We start from the raw sequence: 25,931 nt of genomic DNA, 5'->3' as shown, positions 1-25,931 counted from the left end.
CGCGCCGCGGCCCGTCGCTGTCGCGGCTTGTCACACTTGATGGAGCGCCCGCTTCGTCCCGACGTGCCCCGCGTCGCTATCGCATCACCTCGACATCCGCATGCCGCACCGCAAGGATGCGCCCCTCCCGCGATAGGGTCACGTATCCCCGGTAATCCCCGGCGGGCCAGCCGCCCTCGGGCGCCTTGCGGCCCATGGCGCGGAAAAGCTGTTCTTGCGGGGCGTCCAGGGCGATTTCGTTGCGAAAGACCTCGCCCTCCGGCCCGCTGATCACAAAGTTCAGCCTGTCCCCGGCCTGTGCGTAAAACACGAGTCCATAGAGCACGAGGTTCGACCCACCCCGCGCGCTTTCAAACCGCGCACGGCCCGATTTCACCGCGTCGAAACTCGGGACATCGCCGGAAAATCCGGCGGTGAACAGGCCCGCGCGGTCATAGTCCGGCGCATCCTGCCACAAGCCATCGCCTTGTGCCGTGCCACAGGTCTCGCTGGTTTCGGGGTTGAAAGGGTCCACCACCTCGCCGTCTTTCAAAACGCTCAGATGCACATGCGGCACGTTGGTCAGCCCGCTCAAGCCCACGCGCGCCAGAACATCCCCGGCCTCGACCCGCGTGCCGTTTTCCACCTGCAAACTGCCGTCTTGCAAATGACAATAAAGCGTCTGCCAGCCGTCGCCGTGGTCGATCCGCACCGCGTTGCCACATTCGCGCCCGCGAATGGCATCGCGGGTCTCGGACGTCACCGCCACGTCGGCCATACCGTCGCGGGTGGCATCCACCACGCCCGGCGCGGCGGCCAGAACATCGACGCCGCGTTGCATATCTTCGAAGGACAACAGCACGATATCGGTGCCGCGATGCCCGTCGCGCGATTTCAGGCCGCAGGTATAATCACGCTGCCCTTCGCCGGGACGCGCGTCAACGTAATCTTCGATGTAACAGGATTTGCCCGGCGTGCAGTCAATCGGCAGGCTCAGGGCAGGGGGATCGGCCGCCGCCGGGGCGGCGACCGTCAATATCAGCGCGACAAGCGCCCGCATCAATCCGCGGTCAGAAGCGGGGGTTTCTTGCCCGAAAGGCGCGGGCGGTCGGGGCCCGACATTTTCAGGTCGATCTTGCCGTCCTTGACGCCCACCTTGACCACACCGCCCTTGGCCAGTTTGCCGAACAGCAGTTCCTCGGCCAGTGGCTTCTTGATGTGCTCTTGGATGACCCGGCCAAGTGGCCGTGCGCCCATCTTGCTGTCATAGCCCTTTTCGGCCAGCCATTCGGCGGCGGGGTTGGTCAGCTCGATGGTCACGTTGCGATCCATCAGTTGCGCTTCAAGTTGCAGCACGAACTTCTCGACCACCTGCAGGATAACCTCTTTCGGTAGCGGCCCGAAGGAGATCACCGCATCCAGGCGGTTGCGGAATTCCGGCGTGAAGGTCCGTTCGATGGCGGCGGTATCCTCACCCTCGCGGCTTTCACGGCCAAAGCCGACAGCCGATTTCGCAAGCTCGGTCGCGCCCGCGTTCGAGGTCATGATCAAGACCACGTTGCGGAAGTTCACCGTGCGCCCGTTATGGTCGGTCAGGCTGCCGTGGTCCATCACCTGCAACAGGATGTTGAAGACATCCGGGTGCGCCTTTTCGATCTCGTCCAGAAGCAGCACGCAATGCGGGTGCTGATCGACGCCATCGGTCAACAGGCCGCCTTGGTCAAAGCCCACGTATCCCGGCGGCGCACCGATCAACCGGCTGACCGCGTGTTTTTCCATGTACTCCGACATGTCGAAGCGCAGCAGTTCCACGCCCAGAAGGTCGGCCAATTGCTTGGCCACCTCGGTTTTGCCCACGCCCGTCGGCCCGGCAAACAGGTAGTTGCCGATGGGTTTTTCCGGCTCCCGCAGGCCCGCGCGCGCCAGCTTGATCGAGGCCGACAGCGCCTCGATCGCCGTGTCCTGCCCGAAGACCGTCCGCTTGAGCGAGGTTTCCAAGTCTTTCAGAACCTCGGCGTCGTCCTTGCTGACGTTCTTCGGCGGGATGCGCGCGATCTTGGCGACCACGGCTTCGATTTCCTTGGCCCCGATGCTCTTGCGGCGTTTCGAGGCCGCCATCAGGTGTTGCGCCGCACCCGCCTCGTCGATCACGTCGATCGCCTTGTCGGGCAGTTTGCGGTCGTTGATGTAACGCGCCGAAAGGTCCACCGCCGACTTGATGGCGTCATTGGTGTATTTGACGCTGTGATGCTCCTCGAAATAGGGTTTCAGGCCCTTGAGGATCTTGATCGCATCGTCGGTGGTGGGTTCGACCACGTCGATTTTCTGGAACCGGCGGCTCAGCGCGCGGTCCTTCTCGAAATGCTGGCGGAACTCCTTGAAGGTGGTCGATCCCATGCAGCGCAGCTTGCCGCCCTGCAACGCGGGCTTCAAAAGGTTCGAGGCATCCATCGCCCCGCCCGATGTGGCCCCGGCCCCGATCACCGTGTGAATCTCGTCGATGAACAGAACCGCGTCGGGGTGATCCTCCAATTCCGTCACCACGGCCTTCAAACGCTCCTCGAAATCCCCGCGATAGCGCGTGCCGGCCAGCAGCGCGCCCATATCAAGGCTGAAAATCGTGGTTTTCGACAGCACCTCGGGCGTTTGCCCCTTGATGATCTTATGCGCCAGCCCCTCGGCAATCGCCGTCTTGCCCACGCCCGGATCGCCCACCAGAAGCGGGTTGTTCTTGCGCCTGCGGCACAGCACCTGGATACAGCGCTCCACCTCCGAGTCGCGACCGATCAGCGGGTCCACGTCCCCCGCGCGGGCCTTCTCGTTCAAATCCACGCAATACTTTGCCAGCGCCGATTCCCCGGCTTCCACCGCGTCCGACTCTTGCGCGGCACTTTCGTTGTCGTCGCCCATGCCATCGGCCCCCTGCACCGGGCGCGCCTCGCCAAAGGCGGGGTCCTTGGCCACGCCATGGGCGATGAAATTCACCGCGTCATAGCGCGTCATGTCCTGTTCTTGCAGGAAATAGGCGGCGTTGCTTTCGCGCTCGGCAAAGATCGCGACCAGCACATTCGCCCCGGTCACCTCGGTCCGGCCCGAGCTTTGCACATGGATCGCCGCGCGCTGAATAACCCGCTGGAAGGCCGCCGTCGGCACCGCTTCTGAGCCTTCGATCTCGGTCACGAGGTTCGACAGGTCCTCGTCGATGAATTCCACAAGCGTGCCGCGCAATTCCTCGGTATCGACGCTGCATGCCTTCATCACGCGGGCCGCGTCGGGTTCGTCAATCAACGCCAGAAGCAGATGTTCCAGTGTTGCGAATTCATGCTGCCGCGCATTGGCCAGCGCCAGGGCCGCGTGAATTGCTTGCTCCAATGTGTTCGAGAATGAAGGCACTTTGGTGCTCCTTCTGATCTGGGGTCGATGGGCGGGTGCCCACCAACCTTGGCCTCATAACCTTAAAGTTTGGTCGATATTGCCATGGCTTCAAGGATTTTCTGGTCACACCCGCTCACTTTTCGTGACGGATGCGCATTTTGCGTCAGGCAGCAGGTCAAAACCGGTCCTTGCGGGCGCGAATTTCGGCAAAGACATCCCCGGGGTCGGCCCCGGCCATGCCAAGCCCGGCCTGAAGGCCCGGATCACCGGCGCGCAGGAACGGATTGGTTGCCAATTCTTCGGAAAGGACCGAAGGCACGGTCGGCTGCCCCTTGGTTCTTGCGGCCTCAACCGCCTCAGCCCTCGATATAAGCCGCGGATTGTCCGGATCAATGCTCAGCGCGAATTTTGCATTGGCGGCGGTATATTCATGGCCCGAACAGATCACTGTCTCGGGCGGAAGGGCGGCCAGCTTCGACAGGCTTTTCCACATCTGCGGCATGGTCCCCTCGAACACGCGGCCACAGCCAAGGGCCATCAGGCTGTCGGCGGTAAAGGCCAGTTTCGAGTCGGGGAAATGAAAGGCGATATGGCCCACGGTGTGCCCCGAGACATCCATGACCACCCCGGTTTCGTCACCGATCGTCACGCTGTCGCCTTCACTCACCGCCAGGTTCAGGGGCGGCAGGCGATGTTCATCGGCCTTGGCCCCGATCACCCGCGCCGGGGCCGCATCCAAAAGTTCGGCCAAGCCGTCCACGTGATCCCAATGGTGATGCGTCAGCAAAACGTCCGTTAAGGTCCAGCCCCGCCGCGTCAGCGCCTCAAGGATCGGCGCGGCCTCGGGCACATCCACGGCCGCCGTCGCCCCGGTCGCGGGATCATGCACCAGGTAGGCATAATTGTCCGAGAGGCAGGGTACGGTCTCAAACTCTAATGTCATGGTGTTTCCCCATTTGCCGGTTATTGTTACGTTCAAGAGTGACGGATCATGGGCCCGGCTGCAATGCATCTCGATGTGCAAGACCTCAGGAATTTCTATTACCGCAGCCAACTGGGCCGTGCGGCCCAGAAAACCGTGCGCGAAGCCGTGCTTGGATTGTGGCCCGAGGCACAGGGACAGACCGTGGTGGGCTATGGCTTTGCCGTGCCATTCTTGCGCCCCTACCTGCCCGATGCGCGGCGGATCATCGGGTTGATGCCGGGGCCGCAGGGGGTGATTGGCTGGCCCCAGGGGATGGAAAACGTCTCGGTCCTTTGCGAGGAAACCCGCTGGCCCTTGGAAACCGGGCATGTCGATAAGCTGCTCGTCGTGCATGGGCTTGAGACCAGCGAACAGCCCTCGCCGCTTCTGGAAGAATGCTGGCGCGTGCTTGGCCCCGGCGGCTCGGTCCTGTTTATCGTGCCCAACCGTGCGGGCCTTTGGTCGCGCAGCGATGCCACGCCGTTCGGCTTTGGCCGCCCCTATTCGCAATCGCAGTTGGAAAATCAGCTCAAAGCGCATCAATTCATGCCGTTGCGCCATCGCACGACGCTCTATCAACCGCCATCGTCGCGCCGCTTCTGGCGCAAGACCTCCGGAATGTGGGAACGGCTGGGCACGCAACTGTCGCCGGTGGCGGCGGGCGGGGTGCTGATGGTCGAGGCGACCAAGCGGGTGCAAGCGCCCTCAGGCCCGGGTTTGCGCGAAACCGTGCGGCGGCCGCTGGACGTCCTCAAGCCCAAGCCCGAGGCCAAGCCGGTTTGAAGATTTCAAAACCCGCGCGGCCCACAGCGGATATTACCCCCGCGCGGCTCATTATCTCAATGTCCGGCAAGGGCTCTCACGTCCATCATGTACTGGCTCTGCGCCCACGTCGTTAAGTTTTCATCCCCCATCGCGTTAACCTGCGCGTGATCACGGCAGAGGAGAGCGTGCTCCTTCAACGCGGCTTTGGCCCCGAGTTTCGTACGAAACGTACGACTCGTACGATAGTTGTCAGCGACCCCCCGGTTTTCGTACGAAATTCGGGGTTAAAACGTACGACTCGTACGCTGGTTCTTTTTTCGGGCGTCTTTACTTTTCTTGCCAAAACCTGAACTGATGCGGGCCATGAACGATCATGTCAAAGGCCTTTTGATTACCACGCTTGGGGTGCTCTTCGTCGTCCCGGACTCGCTTTTCGTCCGGCTGATCGAGGCCAGCGCGCCCACGATCACCTTTTGGCGCGGGGTGGTTTCGGGCGGTTTGATCCTCTTGGGACTGTTGGTTTTTCAAGGGGTTAGCGGTTTCAAGCCGGTGTTGAAAACCGGTGTGCCGGGGCTGATATACACCGTCCTGATTGCCGCCACCGCGCCGGGTTTCGTTTTGGCGGTGACCTGGACCAGCGTTGCCAATGTTGTCTTCATCATCGCCTCGATGCCGGTTTTCGCCGCGATTTTCAGCCGGGTGTTTCTGGGTGAAACGGTCAGCCGCCGCATGGTGTTAACGATGATGGGCGTTTTCGTGGGCCTTGGCATCATCGCCAAGGGCTCGGGCGAGACCCACGGCGCCCATTGGTCGGGCGATTTGGTGGCGCTTTGTGTCTCGGCCAGCTTTGCCGCCGCGATGACCGCGGTGCGCAAGGTGCGCGCAACATCTATGGTTCCGGCCATTCCGCTGGCCTATATCGGGGCCTCATTGGTGGTCTGGCCCTTGGCCGATCCGCTGCCCGCGTGGCAGGCGCAGTGGAACCTGATTTTGGCGCACGGGGCCTTCATTACCGGATCGACCACCCTATTAACCCTTGGGCCGCGCTACATCAGTTCCGCCGAGGTGGCGTTGCTGATTTTGCTCGAATCGGTGCTGGCCCCGATCCTTGTTTGGTATGTCGTGGGCGAAGACCCCGGCCCTTGGGCGCTTCTGGGCGGGGTTGTGGTCATCGGGGTGCTGTTCGTGTCCAATCTTTGGGTGCTTCTGCAACGCCGCCGGATGCACACCCGGCCACAGCCGCGCACGGGGCCGCCTGTTTAACAGGTTGAAAACTGTAGGTTTTTTGGCGGCTTAGAAATCCACCTCGACCCCGGGCAGGTCCAAGGCCTTGATCAGGTCGCGCAATTCCTGCCGCGCGGCCACGTTCGAGATATTGAGCTGCTTCACGCCCACGTCCTTGAGGTCCAGCAGGGTCAGGCCACGCGGGAACAGCTCACGGAAGATGACCCGTTCGTTGAAACCGGGCGCGGTGCGGAAACCGATGCGCTTGGCCAGGTTTTCCAGCGCGTCGCCCATCTTTTTCTTGTTAACCATCTGCTGCGCCCCCAACCGGTTCCGCACCACCACCCAATCAATCGGCCTCAATCCGGCTTGGGCGCGTAACTGTCTGGCATTCCACACCATTTCGGAATAGACTGAGGGGCCGATGATCTTTTTTCCGTCGTCATCCACATGCGCCAGAAGGTCGAAATCGACGAAGCTGTCGTTCAGAGGCGTTACCAAGGTGTCCGCCAGACTGTGTGCCACCTGGCTTAACCGCGTATGCGAGCCGGGACAGTCAATGACGATGAAGTCGCTGTCAGGCTCCAATTCGGCCACGGCGGCAGAAAGTCTGCGGTCATAGATGTTTTCGCCCTGCTTCAGGGTCTCGGGGTCAACCTCGGGAAGATCGTGATAGTAGGGGCTGGCAAGTCCAAGCCCGGATTTTTCGAGGAATTTCCGACGGTTCTCGGCATAGCGACCAAAGGTCTTTTGGCGCAGGTCCAAGTCCAGCGCGCTGACCTTGTGGCCCATGCGTGCAAGGGCGGTTGCCACATGCATGGACACGGTGGATTTGCCCGCGCCGCCCTTTTCGTTTCCGACGACAATAATATGCGCCATGTCCCCCGAACCCCTTCATCTCACGTGTTAGCCCGTGACGGTGGCGCTACAGTATATGCCGGGTGCTGAATTGGAAAGCCCCAGATGATGCGTTTGAGGTGGGTTCTTCGCGGCCCGGTCGGTTTCGTCATGCGGTGTGAAGCCAAGCGATTGCTGCGCGCCGCCATGCCAAACGAAAAGACGCCGCCCCAGGGGGGACGGCGCCTTTGGCATTACTTCGGAAAGGGTGATTAGAAGCCCAGACCGGCGTATTTGTTTTTGAACTTCGACACGCGGCCGCCGGTATCCATCAGGCGGGTGCCGCCACCGGTCCATGCTGGGTGTGCCGAGGGGTCGATGTCGAGGGACAGCGTGTCGCCCTCTGCGCCATAGGTCGAGCGCATTTGAACAACGGTGCCATCGGTCAGTTTGACGTCGATGAAGTGGTAGTCGGGGTGGATGTCTTTTCTCATCGTGCCGCTCCTTATGCCGATGCGCCGGACTTGGGCTTGTAGGTGGTGTCTTCGGCGATACGGGCCGACTTGCCGCGGCGCGAACGCAGGTAGTACAGCTTGGCGCGGCGCACGCGGCCACGGCGTATCACGGTGATGTTGTCGATGTTGGTCGAGTAGAGCGGGAACACACGTTCCACGCCTTCACCGAAGGAAATCTTGCGCACGGTGAACGTACCGGCGATGCCCGAACCGTTCTTGCGGCTGATGCAGACGCCTTCGAAGTTCTGAACACGGGTACGCGTACCTTCGGTCACTTTGAAACCGACGCGGACGGTATCCCCGGCTTTGAAATCCGGGATCGTCTTGCCGAGCTCTGCGATTTGCTCGGCTTCGAGTTGTGCGATCAGGTCCATCTGATCATCTCCTAACATTGCTTGCGGTTTGGCCCGCAAAGGTGTGATGCGGTCTGAGAGCTCTTGGTCTTCGTCCGGGTCCGCATGTCGCGCCCGCCAGAGATCAGATCGGCGTTATCTGCTGTTTCGTGTCGCCTGTTTCGGTGCGGTCTTGCCTGTTCGGATGAAGAAACCCGAAGGCATAAGCGCGACAGAAAACACGCCCGACTCAGAATCCTGAGCGGGATGGACGGCTTTTAGGCAAAAATTACCTGTCTGGCAAGGGCAGAGGCGCCTTATTCCGCGTCGCGTTTTTGGTACGCGGCCCAAAGGTCGGGGCGGCGGGTTTTGGTGATCTGCTTGGCCTGCTCGTGGCGCCATTTGGCGATCTCGCCGTGATGGCCCGACATCAGGACATCGGGGATCTTGTGGCCCTTCCATTCGGAAGGGCGGGTGTATTGCGGATGCTCCAGAAGGCCCTCGGAAAAGCTTTCTTCCTCGGTCGAGTCGGCATTGCCCAGAACCCCGGGGATCAGGCGCACGGTGGCATCCAGCAACGCTTGCGCGGCGATTTCCCCGCCGGTCAGGACGAAGTCGCCAAGGCTGACCTCTTGGATGCCGTAGTGTTGGATTACCCGTTCATCCATGCCCTCGAACCGGCCACAAATCAACGTGACGCCGGGTGTCTGGGACAGGCTGTGCGCCATGGCCTGATCAAAGCGGCGGCCCCGCGGGCTGAGGTATACAAGCGGTGCGGCGGGGGGCATGGCGGCGCGGGCCTCGTCGATGGCGCGCCCCATGACATCGGGGCGCAGGACCATACCTGCGCCGCCGCCTGTAGGCGTGTCATCGACATTGCGGTGCTTGCCTTCTCCGAAGCGGCGCAAATCAACGGTATCCAGCTGCCAAAGCCCGTCCTTTAGGGCGCGCCCGGTCAGGCTTTCGCCCAGAACACCGGGAAACGCCTGTGGGAAAAGCGTGATGATCTGTGTGCGCCATGCCTTGGCCAGACGCGGGGTTTCCGCCATCAGGTCCTGGGGTTTCAGGCTGGCCGAGATGGATTTGCGGCCATGGGATTTGGGCGCGTCCGTCATGACCCCTCCGGCGCGGGGAAAAGGCCCTCGGGCGGGTCGGCGATGATCCTGCCTTGGCCAAGGTCGACGGTCGGCACGGCCTCACGCGTGAAGGGCAGAAGAACCGTGGATTTGAGCGCGGGACCATGCACTTCGAGCAAATCCCCCGCCCCGTGGTTGAGCACGGCCTTGACCCGGCCAAGGCTGCCGCCTGCGGTATCAAAAACCTCAAGGCCTATAAGGTCGGCATGGTAAAACTCGTCATCGGGAAGCGAGGGCAGGCGATCACGCGGCACGAACAGGCGCACACCGCGCAATTCGTCGGCCTGTTCCTTGGTCAGCACATCCGAAAGCCTGACAACCAAAGCGCCTTTGGCGGTTTGGCCGCTGAGAGTGACGGTAAACTCACGGCTGCCGTCTTCGGTGGTCAGGGCGCCATAGGCGGCCACATCTTCGGGATGGCTGGTGAAGCTTTTAAGGCGCACTTCGCCTTTGACGCCAAAGGCGCCGGCGATTGCACCAAGGCAGATTTGATCGGTCATTGGGCCGCTCCTGTGCAGATGGGGCCATTCATGGTGCCGCCCTGCGCTATGCAGCGTTCGCCGTGGGATTGGCGTTCAAAGAGGATACCCGCGACAAAGGCAATGAGGCAAAGCACGACAAGGCGGACAATTCGGAACATCCTAGCGGCCCTCGATCGGCAGGTGGCCACGGCGGTCTTCCCAGCCGGCTGTTTCAAGTTCGGGTGTTTCGCTGGTTTCTTCCGGCCAGCCGACGCATAGGTATCCCACCAAAACCCAATCTTTCGAGATATTTAGGTCTATATTCAGGCGGTCGGGGTCAAGGATCGAAACCCACCCGACGCCAAGGCCATGGGCCCGGGCGGCAAGCCAGAATTGGGTGATGGCCCCGACGACGGAATAGCGGCGCATCTCGGGCATTGTGCCTGCGCCCAGACCCGCGCCCTTGCCGGTGCTTTCGTCGCAGAAAATGGCCAGTTGAACCGGGGCTTCCTGCATGCCGGAAAGTTTCAAGCTGCTGTAAAGTTTGGCTTTTTCGCCATCATATCCGGCAAGGGCCGCGTCGTTGGCTTGGCTGAAATTCTCAAGCGCGGCTGCGCGGGCCGCGGCACTTTCGATGCGGACAACACGCCAAGGCTCGCTTAAGCCCACCGAGGGGGCGAGGCAAAAGGTGTCGAGGCAGGCGGCAAGCACGTCCTCGTCCACCGGGTCCGAGCGGAAGCGGCGCACGTCGCGCCGCCACCGCATCAGATCCCGAAGGCGGTTCTGGAAGTCAGGTGAAAAGTCAGACATTCCAGTACCTTAACCAGCTTACTCTTCGCTGGCGGCCTCTTCGGCGGGCGCGTCTTCAGCCGGGGCAGCAGCGGCTTCGGCGGCTTCTGCTGCCTTGGCGGCTTTCTCTTCGGCGCGTTCCTGGGCTTTTTTGCCGGGGGTGCCTTTGTTGGGGTTGTTACGCTCTTTCTTGGCGACAACACCGGCGGCTTCCAGCATGCGCGAGATACGGTCCGAGGGCTGTGCGCCTTGGTCGAGCCAGTATTGAACGCGCTCCATGTTCATCTTCACGCGCTCTTCGCTGTCTTTCGGCAGAAGCGGGTTGTAGGTGCCCAGTTTCTCGATGAAGCGACCGTCGCGCGGCATGCGGCTGTCGGCGGCGACAATGCGGTAGAAGGGGCGCTTTTTGCTACCTGCACGGGCAAGGCGGATTTTCATGGCCATTGTGATTTCTCCTTTGAATGGCGTGGGTTAGCCGGATTTATACCCGGCTTACGATTGCTGTTGGCGGTGATGTCGGATCACCTCGGCGATGATGAAGTTCAGGAACTTCTTGGCAAATTCCGGGTCCAGGTCGGCCCGGGTTGCCAGATCTTCGAGCCGCGCGATCTGGGCCTCTTCGCGGGCCGGATCGGACGGGGGAAGGTCGTGTTCGGCCTTGAGTTGCCCCACGGCCTGGGTGTGCTTGAAACGCTCGCCCAGGGTATAGACGAGGATCGCATCAAGGCGGTCGATGCTTTCGCGGTGCCCCTTGAGCAGGGCCGCGGCGCGGGCGGTTGCGTCATCAGACATGGGTCCCTCCGAAGGCAAGGCCGCGCTGTACAGATTGTACATAAAGACCCCGGGTTCTGTACAGAATTCGGCCGGGTCCGGCGTGGCTCTGTACAGAATGTACAGAATGCGGCGTGATATGGCGGCGAAACTCAGTCAATCGGGAGCCCTTTCGGTTGAAACAAGGGGTCGCAATAATGGCTGATCTCAAGCTCGATCCCGTCGGCGATCTGCCCCGACTTGAGGGTTTCGGGCGAGGGGTGGCGATAGACCGCATCGTTGCCGTCAATCGTGGCCGCCTCTTTATCCTTAACCGCGCCGAGCCGTTCGGCCAGACGGATGGAATCGAGGTTCTTGGGGTCGATGTAGCTGACCGCGCCATCCCAGCCGAGCTTGTCGTAGAAATAGGTGCGCGCGGCATCGGTGGCCTCAAGCGCGTAGCCGTGCCCGGATTTTTCAGGCCAGATGATCCAGGCGATTTCGCGTTCGGGCCACTTGGCGGGGAACCAGCCACCGGCCATGCCGTAGGTTTCATCGGTCTGTTTGTCGTGGATCATCCACATGCCGAAGCCGCGAATGTTCCAATGGCCGATTTCGGCGGCATAGAGCATCCATGTCTCGTAGGCATTGAGCGGCCCGCCCATGAAACGCGAACGATAGGAGGAAAAGGTCGCCTTGAAGTTGGGGTAGTCATCCGGTTCCGGCCCGCGCAGGACGAGCCGCCGGGTTTCCAGCGTGGGGATGTTTTGCGTGGCCATCAGGCGTAGGCCTCCATGCCACCGTTTTCCAGATCGGCGGGCGCAAGGTGACGCCAGATTTCGACCGGCCCGTAAATGGGATCGTCGTACATTTGTTCAAAGCGGGCGCCCAAGCGGCGGGCGACGGCCTTGGAGGGAGCGTTCGCCGGGTCGATCTGGCTGATCGCGGTGTCCCAACCCAAGATGTCATAGGCATGGGCGCGGGCGGTCTCGGCGGCTTCGGTGGCATAGCCCTGGCCGGTGGCGTAGGGCATCAGCGTCCAGCCGATTTCGCGTTCCATCCAGCCATGCGGGAACCACAGGCCGACGCGGCCCAGATAGGTGCCGGTTTTCTTGTCTTCCACACCCCAGAAACCATAGCCGCGGAAGGCCCAGTGGCCCATGAGCATCGCGAGGTTGCGCCAGACCTGTTGTTCGGGCAGCGGGCCGCCGACAAAGCGCGAGGCATCCGAGGCGTAAAAATCGCGCTCGGCCTCGAAATCGCTTTCGCGGGGGTCGCGGAGGATCAGGCGCTTGGTCTCAAGCGTGGGGATGGAGAGACTTGCGGTCACGGGCGCACCCCGTTTCCCGCCGCCTGAGCGGGTGTCGGCCGGGGGAGCCTCCGGCGGGAGTATTTGGGGAAAGATGAAAGCATGGGGTGCGACCGGGCCTTATTTCTTCTTGCCGAAACCGGAGAGGCCGGGGGGGAGGCCCTTGCCGCCGCCCATGCCGGGCAAGCCGCCGCCCATCTGCTTGGCGGCTTGTTCCAGTGCCTTGGGGTCCATGCCCTGCATGTCCTCGGGGGAGGGGTCGCCCTTGCCGAACATGCCTTTCATGGCCTGTTTGAGCATACCGCCCTTGCCCATCTTCTTCATCATGTCGCCCATCTGCCGCTGCATCTTGAGCAGTTTGTTGAGTTCCGACACTTCTAGCCCTGCGCCCTTGGCGATGCGTTTCTTGCGCGAGGCTTGCAAGAGCTTGGGGTTGACGCGTTCTTTCCTGGTCATCGACTGGATCAGGGCGATCTGGCGCGAAATGATCTTGTCGTCGATCCCGGCGCCTTCCATCTGCTTGGCCATTTTGCCCATGCCGGGCATCATGCCCATCACGCCTTCCATGCCGCCCATCTTTTGCATCTGTTCCAGCTGCATCTTGAGGTCGTTCATGTTGAACTGCCCCTTCTGGAAGCGCTTCATCATCTTCTCGGCCTGTTCGGCCTCGATGGTTTCCTGGGCTTTTTCCACAAGGCTGACGATGTCGCCCATGCCAAGGATGCGGCCGGCGATACGCTCCGGCTCAAACGTCTCAAGCGCGTCCATTTTCTCGCCCAAGCCGACGAAGCGGATGGGCTTGCCGGTGACGGCGCGCATGGAAAGGGCGGCACCGCCGCGCCCGTCGCCATCCATCCGGGTGAGAACCACGCCGGAGATGCCGATCCGGTCATCGAAGTTCTGGGCGGTGTTGACGGCGTCCTGACCTGTCAGGCCGTCGACCACCAGCAGGGTTTCGCGCGGGTTGGCGACATCGCGCACCGCTTCGACCTGTGCCATCAACTCCTCGTCGATCGACAGGCGACCGGCGGTGTCGAGCATGTAGACGTCATAGCCCCCGAGGCTGGCCTGCGTCTTGGCGCGTTTGGCGATGGCCACCGGGTTTTCGCCCTTGACGATGGGCAGGGTATCGACGCCGATCTGGGTGCCCAGGATCGCCAGCTGTTCCATGGCCGCGGGGCGGTTGACGTCGAGCGAGGCCATCAGCACGCGCTTGCCGTCTTTTTCCTTGAGCCGCTTGGCAAGCTTGGCGGTGGTGGTGGTTTTCCCGCCGCCCTGCAGGCCGACCATGAGAACGGGGGCCGGCGGGTTGTCGATTTTCAGGGTGCCGGGGTCTTCGGCGCCGGTGAGGGTTTCGACAAGCGCGTCGTGGACGATCTTGACCACCTGTTGGCCGGGGGTGACCGATTTGGTGACCGCCTGGCCGGTGGCCTGTTCCTGCACTTTCTTGACGAAGTCGCGGGCGACGGGCAGCGAAACGTCGGCCTCAAGCAGGGCGACGCGCACCTCGCGCAGGGCGGTTTTGACGTCTTCCTCGGTGAGCGAGCCCTGTTTCGTCAGCCGGTCGAAGACACCGGACAGGCGTTCGGACAGATTTTCAAACATGTCGCGGCCTCCTTCGCCGGTTTCAGGTTCTGCCCCCAAGGTAGGAAGCATGTTTCAAATCACAAAGGCCCCCACGGGCGAAACTCGCTGGTGGGGGGCGATCCCGGGCCTGTGCCCATGGGACCGGAAGTTTTGCGCACTTCCGGAGATTTGAGGAGGCTTTACTGTGCGCGAGGGGCGGAGTCAAGCCGGGCCCGCGTGGGGGCGGGCCCGGTGGTGCGCTCAGGCGGCTTGGGTGAGTTGCGCGATCTGGTCGTTGGCGCGGCTGAGGCTGGATTCGGCATCCATGGCCATCTGATCGGCGGCCACGACGGTGACGTCGGTGATACCGATGAAGCCAAGGATGAACCGCATGTAGGTGGTGGCGAAGTCGATCTCGGAGCCAACGCCGGTGCCGCCCGAGGCCATGGCGAGGATCGCGCGTTTGCCTTTCAGCAGGCCTTCGGGCCCCTCGGCGGTGTAGCGAAAGCTGCGGCCGACGCGGGCGACGTTGTCGATCCAGGCCTTGAGCGCGGCGGCGGGGGCGAAGTTATAGACCGGCAGGCCGATGACGATGGTATCGGCGGCCTCAAGCTCGGCCAGAAGCTCTTCGGAAAAAGCGAGGGTTTCGACCTGGGCCGCGGTGCGGTCCTCGGGCGGGGTGAAATTGGCGGTGACCCAGCTTTCGGTGATTTGCGGCACCGGGGTTTGCGCAAGGTCGCGATGAATCACCTTTGCGTCGGGGTACGCCTTGGTGATGCGGGCGGTCAGGTCGCGGGTGACCGAGCCTTGGGTACGGGCGGAACTGTCGATGCGGAGCAGGGTTGTCATTGTGATCCTCGTAGGGTTGCTTTTGGATATTGAGGATCATTTTGCATTGTGCTTAAATAAACTCAATATCACCAAATCAACATGTGATGTTTGCAATTGCACAAAGACGGATAGATGACCATGGACAACTGGGACGAGATCCGCACGGCCTTTAACGTGGCGCGGGTTGGTACGGTGAGTGGCGCGGCGGAGGTTCTGGGCGTGCATCATGCCACCGTGATCCGCCATATCGACGCGTTGGAGGACCGCCTTGGTGTGAGGCTGTTTCAACGCCATGCGCGGGGCTATACGCCAACCGAGGCGGGCGAAGACCTGATGCGGGTGGCGCAGGCCACGGACGATCAGTTCGCGCAGCTTTCGGGCCGGATCAAGGGGCGGGGCAACGACGTGTCCGGCGACCTGGTGGTGACCTCGCTTGGTAGCGTGAGCCACCTGTTGGTGCCGGTGTTGACCGAATTTCAGCAGGCCCACCCAGATATCGTGGTGCGTTACCTGACCGGCGACCGCCTGTTCCGGCTGGAATATGGCGAGGCGCATGTGGCGGTACGGGCGGGGGCCGCCCCCGATCAGCCGGATAACGTGGTGCAACCCTTCGTGACGCAGGAATTCACGCTGTTTGCCAGCGATGGCTATATTTCGCGTTTCGGCCTGCCGACGGATGAGAGCGAGTTGCAGAACCATTGGTTTGTCGGGGCGGACGATCCGGCCTCGCGCGCGCCGTTCTTCCGCTGGATGTATGAGACAATCCCCCTGGAGCGGATCAGTTTCCGCAGTGGCGATGTTCATGCACAGCGCCGGGCGATCCAGGAAGGTGCGGGCATTGGTTTCATGTCGCGTTTGCATGCCCGTGAGATCGGCGGGCTGACCGAGGTCATGCCGCCGCGCAAGGAATGGTCATCGGCCTTGTGGTTGGTCACCCATATGGACCTGCACCGCACCAGCAAGGTGCAGGCCTTCCTGAGCTTTCTCAAAGAACGCGCCGCGCTTTGGGCCGAGGCATGAGCGCGGCGGTCCGTGGGCATCTGGCGATGCTGTGTTTCTCGGCCCTGATCGCGGGGTCCTTCGCGTTGGGATCATTGGCCAGCCCCTATATCGCCTCGACCGCGCTGAACGCGGTGCGCTTTGCCCTGGCCGCCGTGCTGTTGGGCATCGTGGCGCAGGCACGGATTGGCCTGCATCCCGGCCAGTTTCGCGCGCCTTGGCGGTTCGTGGTGCTTGGCGGCCTGATGGGATTCTACTTTGTCACCATGTTCGAGGGGTTGAAAACCGCCTCGCCGGTGAGTCTTTCGGCGGTCTTTACCCTGATGCCGGTGGTGGCGGGATTTTTCGGGTATATCCTGATGCGGCAAGTGATGACATGGCGCATGGCCATGGCGCTGAGTTTCGGCGGTTTGGGGGCGCTGTGGGTGATTTTCCGTGCCGATCTCGATGCGCTTTTGGCATTCGAGGTGGGCCGGGGCGTGGCGATTTATTTCATCGGCTGCGTGGGGCATGCGCTTTACACGCCCCTGGTTCCGCGCCTGAACCGGGGTGAAAGTCCGATTGCCTTTTCCTTCGGGGCCCTGGTGGCGGCGGCCGGGATGATCCTGATCGCGGGATGGGGCGATATCCGGGCCACGGATTGGGCCGCCCTGCCGCCGATCGTCTGGATTACCATTGCTTATACGGGCGCCATGGCGACGGCGCTGACCTTTGTGTTGTTGCAATATGCCTCGCTTCGTCTGCCGAGTGCGAAGGTCATGGCCTATACCTATCTGGCGCCGGTCTGGGTGATTTGTTGGCTTGTGGCCCTGGGCCAAGGCCTGCCGCCCATGGCGATGTTGCCGGGTGTGGCGTTGATCGTCTTGGCCTTGGTGCTGCTTTTGAAGGATGAGCACGGATTACAGGAAGCCTGAGTCCCTGAGGCCGCGTCTGGCCTGCCTGACAAAAACCTGTGGCTTGTCGGGTTCGCGCCCCTGCCCGAGGGGCAAAAGCGGATTGACGGTGACAAGCTCGGCCTCGCAGAAGGCCCGGATTTGCGCGACGAGGGCATCGAAGACGTCCTGCCGGTGGCGGCGTTGGATGAGGCCGACGCGGGTGCCTTTTTGCAAGACGAACGGGGCAAGGTGAAAGGCCGAACCATCGGGACCGACGATTTGCCTTGCGGCCATGTAGCGGCTGCATTGCTCGGCGAGGGAGTGATCCTGTGGGTGAAAGACGGTGTAGCCGGCGCGTTTCATCATGGTGACGACGCGGTCTTCCTGATCCATGGCTTGGGCCGCATCCTTGAGCGCGGTGCGCGCGACATAGAGTTTCTCGGGGCCTTCGGGCGTGATCTGGGCCGTCAGGCGTTGACGCGTGTGGTTGCGAAACTCGGGCGTGCCGGTAAGCCAGTTCATATGCCCGAACCCCTGTGTCGGCACGCAAAGCGTTTCGACCTTGAGCGGGGTATCGGCGACATGCACGGGCAGGCCCCCCGAAAGCAGATCGAAGAAGGCGCCCAAGCGGCGGCGCATCACGGCATTGAAATCAATGCCGTGTTTGGGGATCACGACGATGCCGTCGTACGGCACCGCCTGATGATCCAAGGCCCAAAGCCGGGTGATGGTTTCCACGAGGAAATGGCCGAAGTGGTGCCGCCCCAGCCCGGCATAGAGGTGACGGCCGGGCAGGGGGCTGGCGTTTGTGGGCGGTTGCGGGATACCTGTCATGCGGCCCGCGGACAGGCGGGTGGCGGAGGTTTCGCAAAACGAGCCATCGGCGCGCAGCACGCCGCAGGCCTGATCGGGGTCCTCGGCCATGGGCACGACGGTGGCCCCGTGCAGGGTTTCGACCTGTGCCGGGGGCAATGGGCCGTTTGGGTCAACCATCCCCGGGCAGTTCCTTGGCCAGAAAGCGTTCGAAGGCATCAAGGTTCACGGCCTCGAATTGTCCAAAGCCCTGCATCCAGATGCTGGCATCGCGCAGCGCGTCCGGTTCCAGCTTGCACCATTTCACGCGCCCGCGTTGTTCCTGGCTGATGAGGCCCGCGCGGGTGAGGATGCCAAGGTGCTTGGAGATGGCGGCGAGGCTTTTATCGAAAGGGTCGGCGACGTCGGTCACGGCCATGTCGTCTTCCAGCAGCATGGCCAGAATGGCGCGCCGCGTGGGATCGGCGAGTGCGTGAAAGACGGTATCGAGGTCCTTGGCCATGGGTCTTGTTAAGCCCCGCGCGCGGCGCGGCGTCAACTGTGGAATGCGTTTGATCTGTCGCAAAGCATGAAGGCGGCCGCGTTTCTAGGGTGGATACATGGAAACAGGAAATGCGAAAGGATCGTTTATGTTCAGCAAGATCATGGTGCCGGTGGATTTGGTTCACAAGGACAGTCTGGCCAAGGCGCTTGAGGTGGCGGGTGACATGGCCAAACGGCATGGGGCCGGTATCGAGGTGGTCAGCGTCGGTGGCGCGCTTCCGGGGAAACTGGGCCATACGCCCGAGGAATTCGGCGAGACCGTAAGGGGCTTTGCCAAGGAGCTGTCCGAGAAATTCGGCGTGCCGGTGGAAGGTGACCCGGTGATCAGCCATGACCCCGAGATCGAGACGACCAAGGCCTTGATGCGCGAGATCGAACGCACCGGTGCCGACCTGGTGATCGTGGCCAGCCATGAGCCGGGGGTTCTGGAGCATGTGTTCTCGTCCCATGGCGGCTATATCGCGCAGCATGCCAAGTGTTCGGTTTTTGTGGTGCGCTGAGGGTTGCGGACGTCAAATGGGGAAGGGCCGTGCAGCGCGACGCTGCGCGGCCCTTATCCATTCTCAACCATTTGGTTGAATATGGCGTTCATGCCCGAATGGCGCGTTCGACGCCTGCGGCAGAATATCCGGGGCGGCTGTGCGCTTTGAAATATGAAGTAATTTCAATACCTTGAGTGCGTCGCTCTCCGGCGGCGGGCGTGCTTGACTCGGGGCGCGCTGCGGCATAGCACATGGCCAACCGTTTTGGAGGGGCGAAAGGTGAGCGATCCGGACCAGCGCAAGCGCCTTGAGGAGCTTGAGAGCAGGATCGCGAAGCTCAGGCACAAGGAGCCGCCGAAAGCCCACCAGGAAGAGCACTATAGCCAGGCGCAGCAAGCCTGGCGGATGGTGATCGAACTTGTGACCGGTCTGATGATCGGCTTTGGCATCGGGTACGGGCTGGACAGCCTGTTCGGGACGATCCCGATTTTCCTGGTGCTGTTTACATTTCTGGGCCTCGCGGCCGGTGTGCAGACGATGATGCGCAGTGCCGCCGAGATGCAGAAGGCAAATATGGCCGAAGCGGCCGGGGACGATACAGCGCCCGACGCGGGCGACACTACAGCGCCCGATACGGGCGACGAGGAGAGGACGAAAGATGGCGACTGAAGCGCAGGGCGAAGAAGGCGGTCTGGTATTCCACCCGATGGATCAGTTCATCGTGAAGCCCTTGTTTGGCGACGGCCCGGTGGGCCTGTTCACGATCACCAACGTGACGCTTTGGATGGCGCTGACCGTGGTTGCGGTTGTCCTGCTCATGGTTCTGGGTACTTCGAAACGTTCGACCATCCCCGGGCGCATGCAATCGGTGGGTGAACTGGCCTATGGCTTCATCTACAAGATGGTCGAAGACGTGGCCGGCAAGGACGCCGTGGGCTTTTTCCCCTATATCATGACCCTGTTCATGTTCATCGTTTTCGCCAACTTCCTTGGCCTGATCCCGATGTCCTTCACCACCACCTCGCATTTCGCGGTGACCGTGCTGTTGGCGCTGCTGGTGTTCGTGACGGTGACGGTCGTGGGCTTCGTCAAGAACGGCGCCGGGTTCCTTGGCCTTTTCTGGGTGTCGAGCGCGCCGCTTGCGCTTCGCCCGATCCTGGCCGTGATCGAAATCATTTCCTACTTCGTGCGCCCTGTCAGCCACTCCATTCGTCTGGCGGGCAACCTGATGGCCGGTCACGCGGTGATCAAGGTTTTCGCGGGCTTTGCCGCGATTGCCGTGGTCAGCCCGGTGTCGGTTCTGGCGATCACCGCGATGTACGGCCTTGAGGTGCTGGTGTCCTTCATCCAGGCCTATGTCTTTACCATTCTGACCTGTGTGTACCTGAAGGATGCACTGCATCCGTCGCACTAAGGTCCGGCCCTCTCAACACCTGAATTACTAACTTCCAATCGTAAGGAGATACATCATGGAAGGCGAACTCGCACATATCGGCGCTGGTCTGGCTGCAATCGGTTCTGGCGCTGCTGCCATCGGTGTGGGCAACGTGGCAGGCAACTTCCTGTCGGGCGCCCTGCGCAACCCGTCGGCGGCTGCCGGTCAAACCGCGACCCTGTTCATCGGCATCGCTTTCGCAGAAGCCCTGGGGATCTTCTCGTTCCTCGTTGCTCTGCTGCTGATGTTCGCCGTCTAAGCCTACGGAACCTTATCCTTACGCGCGGGCGGCCTGTAGAGCGGGCCGCCCGATAGTGAGACACAGTTCCGACGGAGGACGCGATGGCGACCGAAACAACAGCGGGCACCGCTAGCACAAGCACCTGTGTCGTTGACGGCTCTGCCGTCGGCATGCCGCAGCTTTGCTTTGACTGGTGGCCCAACCAGATTTTCTGGCTCATTGTCACGCTCGTCGTGATCTTCTTCTTCCTGTCGCGCATCGCGCTGCCGCGCATTGCCGCCGTACTGGCCGAGCGTCAGGGGACCATTACCAACGATCTGGCCGCCGCAGAGGATCTCAAGGCGAAAGCCGTTGAGGCCGAGGAAGCCTATAACAAGGCCTTGGCCGATGCCCGGGCGCAGGCGCAGGATATCGTCAACCAGACCAAGGCAGAGATCAAAGCCGAACTGGACGATGCAACCGCGAAGGCCGATGCCGAAATCGCGGCCAAGGCTGCGGAAGGCGAAGAGAAAATCGCCGAAATCCGTGCCAATGCCATGGAAAGCGTCAAGGATGTTGCCAAGGACACCGCCAAGGAACTGGTCAGTGTCATGGGTGGCAAGGCCGACGCGAGATCCATCACCGCGGCGATCAACGCACGGATGAAGGGGTAACCGATATGGCACGATACATCGCATTCATGGCCGCCATGACCATGGCCAGCCCCGCACTTGCCGCCACTGGCCCTTTCTTTTCGCTGGGCAACACCGACTTTGTTGTTCTGCTGGGTTTCCTGGTGTTCGTCGGCGTCATCTTCTACTTCAAGGTGCCTGGCCTTCTGGGTCAGAAACTGGACGAACGTGCCGAGGGCATCAAATCCGAGTTGGACGAAGCCCGCGCCCTGCGTGAAGAAGCACAGACCCTGCTGGCCAGCTATGAGCGCAAGCAGAAGGAAGTGCAGGAGCAGGCCGACCGCATCGTCACCCACGCCAAGGAAGAGGCCGCCGAGGCGGCGGAACAAGCCAAGGAAGATCTGAAAGTGTCGATCGCGCGCCGTATTCAGGCCGCCGAAGACCAGATTGCCTCGGCTGAAGCCAATGCCGTCAAGGAAGTGCGCGACAAGGCCGTTGCCATTGCCGTGGGTGCCGCCAAGGACGTGGTCGCCAAGCAGATGACCGCGACCGAGGGCAACAAGCTGATTGACGACGCGATCAGCCAAGTGGACGCCAAGTTGCACTAACGCGGCGCAAGCGTTTCAGGATAGGAAAGGCCCGGATCATGCGATGATCCGGGCCTTTTTTCTGTGGCCAAGGAGGGATGGCGTCATGTGCCCCGGTGCATGGCGTTCGTGCCTGTGGCATGCACAGGGGCGGTGTCATTGAGCAGAAAGCGTTTGGTAAACGTGTTCGATGCGTCGCGCGGGTAAGGATTTTGAAAATCCTTGGCGCAAGCGGTTTCGAAACCGCTTGGCTGCCTGCCTTCGATGCGATCCGGTTGGGGGGCGTTTTTGCCCCCCTTGGAAATGAAAGGGGGCCGTTGAACCGGCCCCTCATTCACTCCTGCCATGTTGACTGTATATCTATTGAAGCCTTGGGATCATGATCTCTTGGCCGATGGTGAGATGTGCCTCGGAGGGCAAGGTTTCGGCGTTGGCGGCCAGGATCTCGGAACCGTGGTGTGTGCGACCGTAGTAGCGGTAGGAAATCGAGGCCAGCGTATCGCCCGGTGACACGGTGTGCAGCTCATGCCGGGGCTGGACAGGTTGCGAGAGGTTGGCCAGAAGCGCCGAGGTATCGACCCGCCCATCCTGCGTGATCAGGCTTTCGGGGACCTCGACCTTGCCCTTCTCGGCGGCGTCCACGACCAGGGCGGTGATGTAATCCTTGGACTGGCCCTGTTTCAGGGCGTCAACCACCATGGTTTCGAGCTTGGTATCCCCCGCGGGCAAGGGGCGGGGCGATGAGGCGCTTGTTTCGGCTGTCGCCCTGGGCTGTTGCGCGGTTCGCGCGGCGGTGTCCCGGTTTTCGGGCGCAATGCGTTCCGGGGCGACCTTGGGCTGTGGCAGGGTTTGGATGTCGGTCTTTTGCCGGGTGACTGCCGGATCGGGTTGGGCGGCAGGGGCAGCCATACCGGCCTGCCGTGGCGCAGAGGGTTGCATCATGATCAATGCGATCGTGATGCTGATGAAGCCGACGGAAATCAAAACGATACGGATCATGCAACCAGGGCCCTTGGCTATGGGCAGGGTGTCGGGGGTGATCTTTGTCCGCCCTTGGCATCCATCCCGATGGATTCGCGATGCCAGTCCTGTTGCGGTGCCCCCCACCAGACACACCCGCTTACTGCGCGATGTGACAACAACTTATAGTTAGTTGTTCCAGATATAGGCGATTTTTGGCGAAATCGTCAATATGAAGTGATTCGGAAAAGCGCGTTTTGCCCCTGTTTTTCAAGGCCGTCCGAGATTTTCGAATCACTTCAAGGGGTTGGTGGAGGCGTCTTTAGCCGTTTTCCCGAAGGATCGCCCCGGCAAGATAGAGCGAGCCGCAAATCAGCACCCGTGCACCGGGTGTTTGGGCGGTGATCCGGGTGATGGCGGAGAGGGCATCGTCGGCGCACTGCGCGGGCAGGCCCAGGGCGCGCGCGGCTTGGGCGGTTTCCTCGGCTGGCAGGGTATTGGCCTCGTCGGGGATGGAGATTGCCGTGAGGCTGTCGGCCTGTTGGGCAAGCGGGGCGAGGTAGCCCGAGATGTCCTTGGTGTTGAGCATCCCGCAGATCAGGTGCGTGGGGCGGTCGGGCAGCGAGGCCAGAAGGCGGCCAAGCGCCTGCCCTGCGGCGGCGTTGTGGCCGCCGTCGAGCCACAGTTCGGCCCGTGGTGCGGCCTTGACCAAGGGGCCGGTCTTGAGGCGCTGCATCCGGGCGGGCCATTGGGCGGCGGTCACGGCCCCTTCAAGCGCGGCGTCGCCCATTTCAAGATAACGCAGGGCGGCGATTGCGGCCCCGGCGTTCTGAACCTGGTGGTCTCCGGGCAGGTTGGGCAGCGGCAGGTCACGTAGCCCGGTTTCATCCTGATAGATCAGCCGGTCGTTTTCGCGGGTGACGTGCCAGTGCTGGCCATGCGCGAACAGCGGGGCACCGAGGCGGCGGGCGATGTCTTCGATCACCTCTAGCGCTTCGTCCTCTTGCGGGCCGACAATGCAGGGTACGCCGCGCTTGATGATCCCGGCCTTTTCGCCCGCGATCTTGGACAGCGTGTTGCCCAAGAACTGTTCGTGGTCGATGGAAATGGGCGTGATGATGCTGAGCGCCGGTTCGGCGATGACGTTGGTGGCGTCAAGCCTGCCGCCAAGGCCCACTTCGAGCAGGGTGTAATCGGCCTTGACCCGGCTCATCGCCAGAAGCGCGGCGCAGGTGGTTATTTCGAAATAGGTGATGTTTTCGCCGTTGTTGGCGGCATAGCATTCATCGAGCACCGCCGTCAGGTCGGGTTCCGAGATCAACGCACCGGCCAGCCGGATACGTTCGTGGAAGCGCGCCAGATGCGGCGATGTATAGGCGTGGACGCTTTTGCCCGCGGCCTCAAGCCCGGCGCGGATCATCGCCTGTGTGCTGCCTTTGCCGTTGGTTCCGGCAAGGTGGATCACCGGTGGCAGGGAATCCTGCGGGTTGCCCAGGGCCTCAAGCAGGCGCCAGACGCGATCCAAGGTGAGGTCGATGATTTTCGGGTGAAGCGACATCATCCGGTCAAGGATGATGTCCGATGTGGGGCCGCTCATTCCGCTTTGTCGGTTTCGGCCGGGGTGTCATCTTGGGACGTGGTGTCACTTTCCGACGGGTCGGGGCCCGGCAGGTCACCGCGCACGGCAGGCGGCAGGCCCATCAGCATACGGGTGATGGTGATCAGTTCCTCGCGCATCTTGGTGCGCGGTGTCACCCGGTCGAGCATGCCGTGATCCAGCAGGTATTCGGCCCGCTGGAAGCCTTCGGGCAGCTTTTCGCGGATCGTCTGTTCGATCACGCGGGGACCGGCAAAACAGATCAGGGCGTTGGGCTCGGATATATGCACATCGCCCAGCATGGCGTAGGAGGCCGTAACCCCGCCGGTGGTGGGGTGCGTCAACACGACGATATAGGGAAGGCCCGCTTCCTTGAGCATCTGGATGGCGACGGTGGTGCGGGGCATTTGCATGAGGCTTAGGATGCCTTCCTGCATGCGTGCGCCGCCGGCGGCGGAAAACAGGACCAGCGGGCGTTTGAGTTTCACCGCCTCTTGGGCGGCGGCGATGATGGCGTTGCCCACGTACATGCCCATGGAGCCGCCCATGAACGAGAAATCCTGTGCCGCGGCAACGATGGGGGTGCGGCCGATCTCGCCGGTGGCGACGAGCATCGCCTCTTTCTCGCCGGTGGATCGTTGCGCGGCTTTCATGCGGTCGGGGTATTTTTTCTGATCGCGGAAGTGCAGGGGGTCCGGTGTGGGGGCGGGGACGGTGATCTCGGAAAAGATGCCGCCATCGAAGAGCGCTTTGAAACGGTCCCGTGGCGTGATCGCCATGTGGTGGCCGCAATTGGTGCAGACGTTCAAGTTCTGGCTGAGTTCGCGGTGAAACAGCATGGTGCCGCAGTCATCGCATTTGGACCAAAGGTTCTCGGGCATCTCGCGGCGCGAGAAGATCGAGTTGATGCGTGGGCGCACGTAGTTGGTGATCCAGTTCATACCGCTTCGGTCCCTGTTTGTTGCACGCCCCGAGATAAGGTGACGCGAGGGGAATTGCAATCAGCGACGCAAGGCAATGCGCGCGATGAGCCAGCCGCAAAAGAGCACCATGATATCAACCGGGGCCCAGGCCCAGATGGCCGCCGCATCATCCAGCGAGAACGGATAGGTATAAAGCGCGAGGCCATCGAAATTGCCTTCGGGCGCGACGAGGACGATGGCGCTGAGGTTGTTGACCATGTGCAGGGCGATGGCCGGGCCAAGGGTGCCTGCGCGCGCCGTCAGGTCGGCGGCGGCGAGGCCGAAAAGCGCGGCCCAGCCCACCACCAGCCATGTATTCTGGCCGTGCGTGGCGGGATCGTAGTGCAGCACGGCAAAACACAGCGCGGGCAGGGCCAGCCAGACAAGGGGGTGTGAAAACCGCGCGGCCAATTGCGATTGAAGGTAGCCGCGAAAGACCAGTTCTTCGGCCCCGGTTTGGATGAGCAGTGCCAGCAGCGCCAAGGGCAGGAGCATGATCCATGTGCCGGGCGCGAGATTGGGAGCGGGTTGCATGGCCTCGCCGGCGGGCAAAAGCAGGCTGACCACGGCAAAAAGCGCCAGAACGGCAAGGCCCACTTGCCGGAACTGTTGAATGGCCAGCGGCAGGGGGCCAATGACCGACAGCAGGCCCCGGTTGTGCAGCGCGCGCAGCGCGGCGGCGAGGGCCACGATCAGGAAGATAAACAGGAACAGGTTGATCAACACGGCGCGGGGCGTGCCCCCGGTGGCCAGTTCCGCCGCCAGAACCCCCCAGGCTTCGGGGCCGATAAGGGCGCTGTGCAGGATGGAATAGCCCAGATTGAGCGCCATGAATATCAGCACCATCAGGACCAGTCCTGCCAGTAGCAATAGCGGTTGGTTGCTGGCCCGTGCCGGGGCCACAAGGCGTTCATGGGCGTCGTATCTCATGCCTCATAGCTAGGGGGGTGGCGGCGGTCGTGCAATCCGAACCTGTGTGATGCGCGAAAATCC

General features: G+C 62.1%; 32 protein-coding genes. 10 read left to right on the top strand and 22 right to left on the bottom strand.

Annotation, left to right across the window (positions count from 1 at the left end):
• Window positions 1–76: 76 nt before the first annotated feature.
• The 3 genes from RBB32_RS05680 to gloB form a co-directional block, all read right to left on the bottom strand.
• Window positions 77–1,039, bottom strand: a complete 963-nt coding sequence (locus RBB32_RS05680) for a M23 family metallopeptidase (protein WP_306151725.1) — start codon at window positions 1,037–1,039, stop codon at window positions 77–79.
• On the bottom strand, window positions 1,039–3,372 hold the full coding sequence (clpA, locus tag RBB32_RS05675) for an ATP-dependent Clp protease ATP-binding subunit ClpA (RefSeq protein ID WP_306151724.1): 2,334 nt from the start codon (window positions 3,370–3,372) through the stop codon (window positions 1,039–1,041). Before clpA ends, RBB32_RS05680 begins: the two co-directional genes overlap by 1 nt.
• Window positions 3,373–3,529: 157 nt before the next feature.
• Window positions 3,530–4,297: a hydroxyacylglutathione hydrolase gene (gloB, locus tag RBB32_RS05670; protein WP_306151723.1), complete on the bottom strand. Its 768-nt coding sequence runs from the start codon at window positions 4,295–4,297 to the stop codon at window positions 3,530–3,532.
• A gap of 63 nt (window positions 4,298–4,360) precedes the next feature.
• Between gloB and RBB32_RS05665 the strand changes: the two genes are divergently transcribed.
• Window positions 4,361–5,101: a methyltransferase domain-containing protein gene (locus tag RBB32_RS05665; protein ID WP_306151850.1), complete on the top strand. Its 741-nt coding sequence runs from the start codon at window positions 4,361–4,363 to the stop codon at window positions 5,099–5,101.
• A 345-nt stretch (window positions 5,102–5,446) separates the two neighbouring features.
• Window positions 5,447–6,346 carry a DMT family transporter gene (locus tag RBB32_RS05660; protein ID WP_306151722.1) on the top strand — a complete coding sequence of 300 codons (900 nt, stop codon included), beginning with the start codon at window positions 5,447–5,449 and terminating at the stop codon, window positions 6,344–6,346.
• Window positions 6,347–6,376: 30 nt separating this feature from the next.
• Here the strand turns inward: RBB32_RS05660 and RBB32_RS05655 are convergent, their stop codons facing one another.
• The 13 genes from RBB32_RS05655 to RBB32_RS05595 all read right to left on the bottom strand — a co-directional run bounded on the left by RBB32_RS05655 (window position 6,377) and on the right by RBB32_RS05595 (window position 14,851).
• Window positions 6,377–7,186, bottom strand: a complete 810-nt coding sequence (locus tag RBB32_RS05655) for a division plane positioning ATPase MipZ (protein WP_306151721.1) — start codon at window positions 7,184–7,186, stop codon at window positions 6,377–6,379.
• A 230-nt stretch (window positions 7,187–7,416) separates the two neighbouring features.
• Complete coding sequence (gene rpmE / locus RBB32_RS05650) at window positions 7,417–7,638, bottom strand: 50S ribosomal protein L31 (RefSeq protein ID WP_306151720.1); 222 nt, start codon at window positions 7,636–7,638, stop codon at window positions 7,417–7,419.
• 11 nt (window positions 7,639–7,649) lie between these two features.
• Entirely contained in the window at window positions 7,650–8,033 is a 384-nt protein-coding gene (gene rplS / locus RBB32_RS05645) for a 50S ribosomal protein L19 (protein ID WP_306151718.1), read from the bottom strand.
• Between the two features lie 275 nt (window positions 8,034–8,308).
• Entirely contained in the window at window positions 8,309–9,106 is a 798-nt protein-coding gene (gene trmD, locus RBB32_RS05640; protein WP_306151717.1) for a tRNA (guanosine(37)-N1)-methyltransferase TrmD, read from the bottom strand.
• Entirely contained in the window at window positions 9,103–9,627 is a 525-nt protein-coding gene (gene rimM / locus RBB32_RS05635; protein ID WP_306151716.1) for a ribosome maturation factor RimM, read from the bottom strand. The genes trmD and rimM overlap by 4 nt, the downstream gene beginning before the upstream one ends.
• Complete coding sequence (locus tag RBB32_RS05630; RefSeq protein WP_306151714.1) at window positions 9,624–9,767, bottom strand: hypothetical protein; 144 nt, start codon at window positions 9,765–9,767, stop codon at window positions 9,624–9,626. The genes rimM and RBB32_RS05630 overlap by 4 nt, the downstream gene beginning before the upstream one ends.
• 1 nt (window position 9,768) lies before the next feature.
• Window positions 9,769–10,398, bottom strand: coding sequence for a 5,6-dimethylbenzimidazole synthase (gene bluB / locus RBB32_RS05625; protein ID WP_306151713.1), 630 nt, complete (start codon window positions 10,396–10,398; stop codon window positions 9,769–9,771).
• Window positions 10,399–10,416: 18 nt separating this feature from the next.
• Complete coding sequence (gene rpsP / locus RBB32_RS05620) at window positions 10,417–10,821, bottom strand: 30S ribosomal protein S16 (RefSeq protein WP_306151712.1); 405 nt, start codon at window positions 10,819–10,821, stop codon at window positions 10,417–10,419.
• Between the two features lie 48 nt (window positions 10,822–10,869).
• Entirely contained in the window at window positions 10,870–11,169 is a 300-nt protein-coding gene (locus tag RBB32_RS05615) for a chorismate mutase (RefSeq protein WP_306151711.1), read from the bottom strand.
• Window positions 11,170–11,300: 131 nt separating this feature from the next.
• Window positions 11,301–11,906, bottom strand: a complete 606-nt coding sequence (locus tag RBB32_RS05610) for a GNAT family N-acetyltransferase (RefSeq protein WP_306151710.1) — start codon at window positions 11,904–11,906, stop codon at window positions 11,301–11,303.
• On the bottom strand, window positions 11,906–12,457 hold the full coding sequence (locus tag RBB32_RS05605) for a GNAT family N-acetyltransferase (RefSeq protein ID WP_306151709.1): 552 nt from the start codon (window positions 12,455–12,457) through the stop codon (window positions 11,906–11,908). The genes RBB32_RS05610 and RBB32_RS05605 overlap by 1 nt, the downstream gene beginning before the upstream one ends.
• Window positions 12,458–12,556: 99 nt before the next feature.
• Entirely contained in the window at window positions 12,557–14,041 is a 1,485-nt protein-coding gene (gene ffh / locus RBB32_RS05600; protein WP_306151708.1) for a signal recognition particle protein, read from the bottom strand.
• Between the two features lie 222 nt (window positions 14,042–14,263).
• Complete coding sequence (locus RBB32_RS05595) at window positions 14,264–14,851, bottom strand: FMN-dependent NADH-azoreductase (RefSeq protein WP_306151707.1); 588 nt, start codon at window positions 14,849–14,851, stop codon at window positions 14,264–14,266.
• A 120-nt stretch (window positions 14,852–14,971) separates the two neighbouring features.
• On the opposite strand from RBB32_RS05595, the gene RBB32_RS05590 reads away from it, so the two are divergent.
• Both RBB32_RS05590 and RBB32_RS05585 read left to right on the top strand, forming a co-directional pair.
• Window positions 14,972–15,853 carry a LysR family transcriptional regulator gene (locus tag RBB32_RS05590; RefSeq protein ID WP_306151849.1) on the top strand — a complete coding sequence of 294 codons (882 nt, stop codon included), beginning with the start codon at window positions 14,972–14,974 and terminating at the stop codon, window positions 15,851–15,853.
• The gene (locus RBB32_RS05585; RefSeq protein ID WP_306151706.1) at window positions 15,850–16,746 is read left to right on the top strand and encodes a DMT family transporter; all 897 of its coding nucleotides are present in this window, start codon (window positions 15,850–15,852) and stop codon (window positions 16,744–16,746) included. Before RBB32_RS05590 ends, RBB32_RS05585 begins: the two co-directional genes overlap by 4 nt.
• Here RBB32_RS05585 and RBB32_RS05580 read toward each other — a convergent pair.
• Both RBB32_RS05580 and RBB32_RS05575 read right to left on the bottom strand, forming a co-directional pair.
• Window positions 16,732–17,700, bottom strand: coding sequence for a DUF563 domain-containing protein (locus RBB32_RS05580; protein WP_306151705.1), 969 nt, complete (start codon window positions 17,698–17,700; stop codon window positions 16,732–16,734). The genes RBB32_RS05585 and RBB32_RS05580 overlap by 15 nt on opposite strands.
• On the bottom strand, window positions 17,693–18,022 hold the full coding sequence (locus RBB32_RS05575) for a helix-turn-helix transcriptional regulator (protein ID WP_306151704.1): 330 nt from the start codon (window positions 18,020–18,022) through the stop codon (window positions 17,693–17,695). Before RBB32_RS05575 ends, RBB32_RS05580 begins: the two co-directional genes overlap by 8 nt.
• 127 nt (window positions 18,023–18,149) lie before the next feature.
• Between RBB32_RS05575 and RBB32_RS05570 the strand changes: the two genes are divergently transcribed.
• The 6 genes from RBB32_RS05570 (at window position 18,150) to RBB32_RS05545 (ending at window position 21,440) form a co-directional block, all read left to right on the top strand.
• A complete protein-coding gene (locus RBB32_RS05570; RefSeq protein ID WP_306151703.1) occupies window positions 18,150–18,563 on the top strand; it encodes a universal stress protein in 414 nt (137 codons plus the stop codon).
• A 261-nt stretch (window positions 18,564–18,824) separates the two neighbouring features.
• Complete coding sequence (locus tag RBB32_RS05565) at window positions 18,825–19,214, top strand: AtpZ/AtpI family protein (protein WP_306151702.1); 390 nt, start codon at window positions 18,825–18,827, stop codon at window positions 19,212–19,214.
• Complete coding sequence (locus tag RBB32_RS05560) at window positions 19,204–19,959, top strand: F0F1 ATP synthase subunit A (protein ID WP_306151701.1); 756 nt, start codon at window positions 19,204–19,206, stop codon at window positions 19,957–19,959. Before RBB32_RS05565 ends, RBB32_RS05560 begins: the two co-directional genes overlap by 11 nt.
• Before the next feature lie 55 nt (window positions 19,960–20,014).
• Complete coding sequence (locus RBB32_RS05555; protein WP_007816449.1) at window positions 20,015–20,239, top strand: F0F1 ATP synthase subunit C; 225 nt, start codon at window positions 20,015–20,017, stop codon at window positions 20,237–20,239.
• A gap of 83 nt (window positions 20,240–20,322) precedes the next feature.
• Window positions 20,323–20,874 (top strand): F0F1 ATP synthase subunit B', encoded by a 552-nt coding sequence (locus tag RBB32_RS05550; RefSeq protein ID WP_306151700.1) that lies wholly within the window; start codon window positions 20,323–20,325, stop codon window positions 20,872–20,874.
• A 5-nt stretch (window positions 20,875–20,879) separates the two neighbouring features.
• Window positions 20,880–21,440, top strand: coding sequence for a F0F1 ATP synthase subunit B (locus tag RBB32_RS05545; protein ID WP_306151699.1), 561 nt, complete (start codon window positions 20,880–20,882; stop codon window positions 21,438–21,440).
• 339 nt (window positions 21,441–21,779) lie between these two features.
• Here RBB32_RS05545 and RBB32_RS05540 read toward each other — a convergent pair whose 3' ends face one another.
• The 4 genes from RBB32_RS05540 to RBB32_RS05525 form a co-directional block, all read right to left on the bottom strand.
• A complete protein-coding gene (locus tag RBB32_RS05540) occupies window positions 21,780–22,418 on the bottom strand; it encodes a LysM peptidoglycan-binding domain-containing protein (RefSeq protein ID WP_306151698.1) in 639 nt (212 codons plus the stop codon).
• A gap of 283 nt (window positions 22,419–22,701) precedes the next feature.
• Complete coding sequence (locus tag RBB32_RS05535) at window positions 22,702–23,976, bottom strand: folylpolyglutamate synthase/dihydrofolate synthase family protein (RefSeq protein WP_306151697.1); 1,275 nt, start codon at window positions 23,974–23,976, stop codon at window positions 22,702–22,704.
• Window positions 23,973–24,917 (bottom strand): acetyl-CoA carboxylase, carboxyltransferase subunit beta, encoded by a 945-nt coding sequence (accD, locus tag RBB32_RS05530; protein WP_306151696.1) that lies wholly within the window; start codon window positions 24,915–24,917, stop codon window positions 23,973–23,975. Before accD ends, RBB32_RS05535 begins: the two co-directional genes overlap by 4 nt.
• Before the next feature lie 60 nt (window positions 24,918–24,977).
• Window positions 24,978–25,868, bottom strand: a complete 891-nt coding sequence (locus RBB32_RS05525; RefSeq protein ID WP_306151695.1) for a CPBP family intramembrane glutamic endopeptidase — start codon at window positions 25,866–25,868, stop codon at window positions 24,978–24,980.
• Between the last annotated feature and the right edge of the window lie 63 nt (window positions 25,869–25,931).

Source organism: Roseovarius sp. MMSF_3281 (assembly GCF_030733685.1).
Lineage (GTDB): Bacteria > Pseudomonadota > Alphaproteobacteria > Rhodobacterales > Rhodobacteraceae > Roseovarius.
This window is presented reverse-complemented; position numbering and strand designations above follow the sequence as displayed.

Bases quoted from the DNA above. Each gene is read 5' to 3' on its own strand.
- RBB32_RS05615 (WP_306151711.1), bottom strand. From the start codon at position 11,169: ATGTCTGATGACGCAACCGCCCGCGCCGCGGCCCTGCTCAAGGGGCAC.
- gloB (WP_306151723.1), bottom strand. From the start codon at position 4,297: ATGACATTAGAGTTTGAGACCGTACCCTGCCTCTCGGACAATTATGCC.
- RBB32_RS05570 (WP_306151703.1), top strand. From the start codon at position 18,150: ATGTTCAGCAAGATCATGGTGCCGGTGGATTTGGTTCACAAGGACAGT.
- RBB32_RS05575 (WP_306151704.1), bottom strand. From the start codon at position 18,022: ATGGCCAAGGACCTCGATACCGTCTTTCACGCACTCGCCGATCCCACG.
- RBB32_RS05585 (WP_306151706.1), top strand. From the start codon at position 15,850: ATGAGCGCGGCGGTCCGTGGGCATCTGGCGATGCTGTGTTTCTCGGCC.
- RBB32_RS05590 (WP_306151849.1), top strand. From the start codon at position 14,972: ATGGACAACTGGGACGAGATCCGCACGGCCTTTAACGTGGCGCGGGTT.
- RBB32_RS05680 (WP_306151725.1), bottom strand. From the start codon at position 1,039: ATGCGGGCGCTTGTCGCGCTGATATTGACGGTCGCCGCCCCGGCGGCG.
- RBB32_RS05630 (WP_306151714.1), bottom strand. From the start codon at position 9,767: ATGTTCCGAATTGTCCGCCTTGTCGTGCTTTGCCTCATTGCCTTTGTC.
- ffh (WP_306151708.1), bottom strand. From the start codon at position 14,041: ATGTTTGAAAATCTGTCCGAACGCCTGTCCGGTGTCTTCGACCGGCTG.
- RBB32_RS05525 (WP_306151695.1), bottom strand. From the start codon at position 25,868: ATGAGATACGACGCCCATGAACGCCTTGTGGCCCCGGCACGGGCCAGC.
- RBB32_RS05580 (WP_306151705.1), bottom strand. From the start codon at position 17,700: ATGGTTGACCCAAACGGCCCATTGCCCCCGGCACAGGTCGAAACCCTG.
- RBB32_RS05545 (WP_306151699.1), top strand. From the start codon at position 20,880: ATGGCACGATACATCGCATTCATGGCCGCCATGACCATGGCCAGCCCC.
- RBB32_RS05550 (WP_306151700.1), top strand. From the start codon at position 20,323: ATGGCGACCGAAACAACAGCGGGCACCGCTAGCACAAGCACCTGTGTC.
- rpmE (WP_306151720.1), bottom strand. From the start codon at position 7,638: ATGAGAAAAGACATCCACCCCGACTACCACTTCATCGACGTCAAACTG.
- rplS (WP_306151718.1), bottom strand. From the start codon at position 8,033: ATGGACCTGATCGCACAACTCGAAGCCGAGCAAATCGCAGAGCTCGGC.
- RBB32_RS05655 (WP_306151721.1), bottom strand. From the start codon at position 7,186: ATGGCGCATATTATTGTCGTCGGAAACGAAAAGGGCGGCGCGGGCAAA.
- RBB32_RS05595 (WP_306151707.1), bottom strand. From the start codon at position 14,851: ATGACAACCCTGCTCCGCATCGACAGTTCCGCCCGTACCCAAGGCTCG.
- RBB32_RS05660 (WP_306151722.1), top strand. From the start codon at position 5,447: ATGAACGATCATGTCAAAGGCCTTTTGATTACCACGCTTGGGGTGCTC.
- accD (WP_306151696.1), bottom strand. From the start codon at position 24,917: ATGAACTGGATCACCAACTACGTGCGCCCACGCATCAACTCGATCTTC.
- bluB (WP_306151713.1), bottom strand. From the start codon at position 10,398: ATGTCTGACTTTTCACCTGACTTCCAGAACCGCCTTCGGGATCTGATG.
- rpsP (WP_306151712.1), bottom strand. From the start codon at position 10,821: ATGGCCATGAAAATCCGCCTTGCCCGTGCAGGTAGCAAAAAGCGCCCC.
- RBB32_RS05535 (WP_306151697.1), bottom strand. From the start codon at position 23,976: ATGAGCGGCCCCACATCGGACATCATCCTTGACCGGATGATGTCGCTT.
- RBB32_RS05610 (WP_306151710.1), bottom strand. From the start codon at position 11,906: ATGGCCACGCAAAACATCCCCACGCTGGAAACCCGGCGGCTCGTCCTG.
- RBB32_RS05560 (WP_306151701.1), top strand. From the start codon at position 19,204: ATGGCGACTGAAGCGCAGGGCGAAGAAGGCGGTCTGGTATTCCACCCG.
- trmD (WP_306151717.1), bottom strand. From the start codon at position 9,106: ATGACGGACGCGCCCAAATCCCATGGCCGCAAATCCATCTCGGCCAGC.
- RBB32_RS05555 (WP_007816449.1), top strand. From the start codon at position 20,015: ATGGAAGGCGAACTCGCACATATCGGCGCTGGTCTGGCTGCAATCGGT.
- RBB32_RS05665 (WP_306151850.1), top strand. From the start codon at position 4,361: ATGCATCTCGATGTGCAAGACCTCAGGAATTTCTATTACCGCAGCCAA.
- RBB32_RS05540 (WP_306151698.1), bottom strand. From the start codon at position 22,418: ATGATCCGTATCGTTTTGATTTCCGTCGGCTTCATCAGCATCACGATC.
- rimM (WP_306151716.1), bottom strand. From the start codon at position 9,627: ATGACCGATCAAATCTGCCTTGGTGCAATCGCCGGCGCCTTTGGCGTC.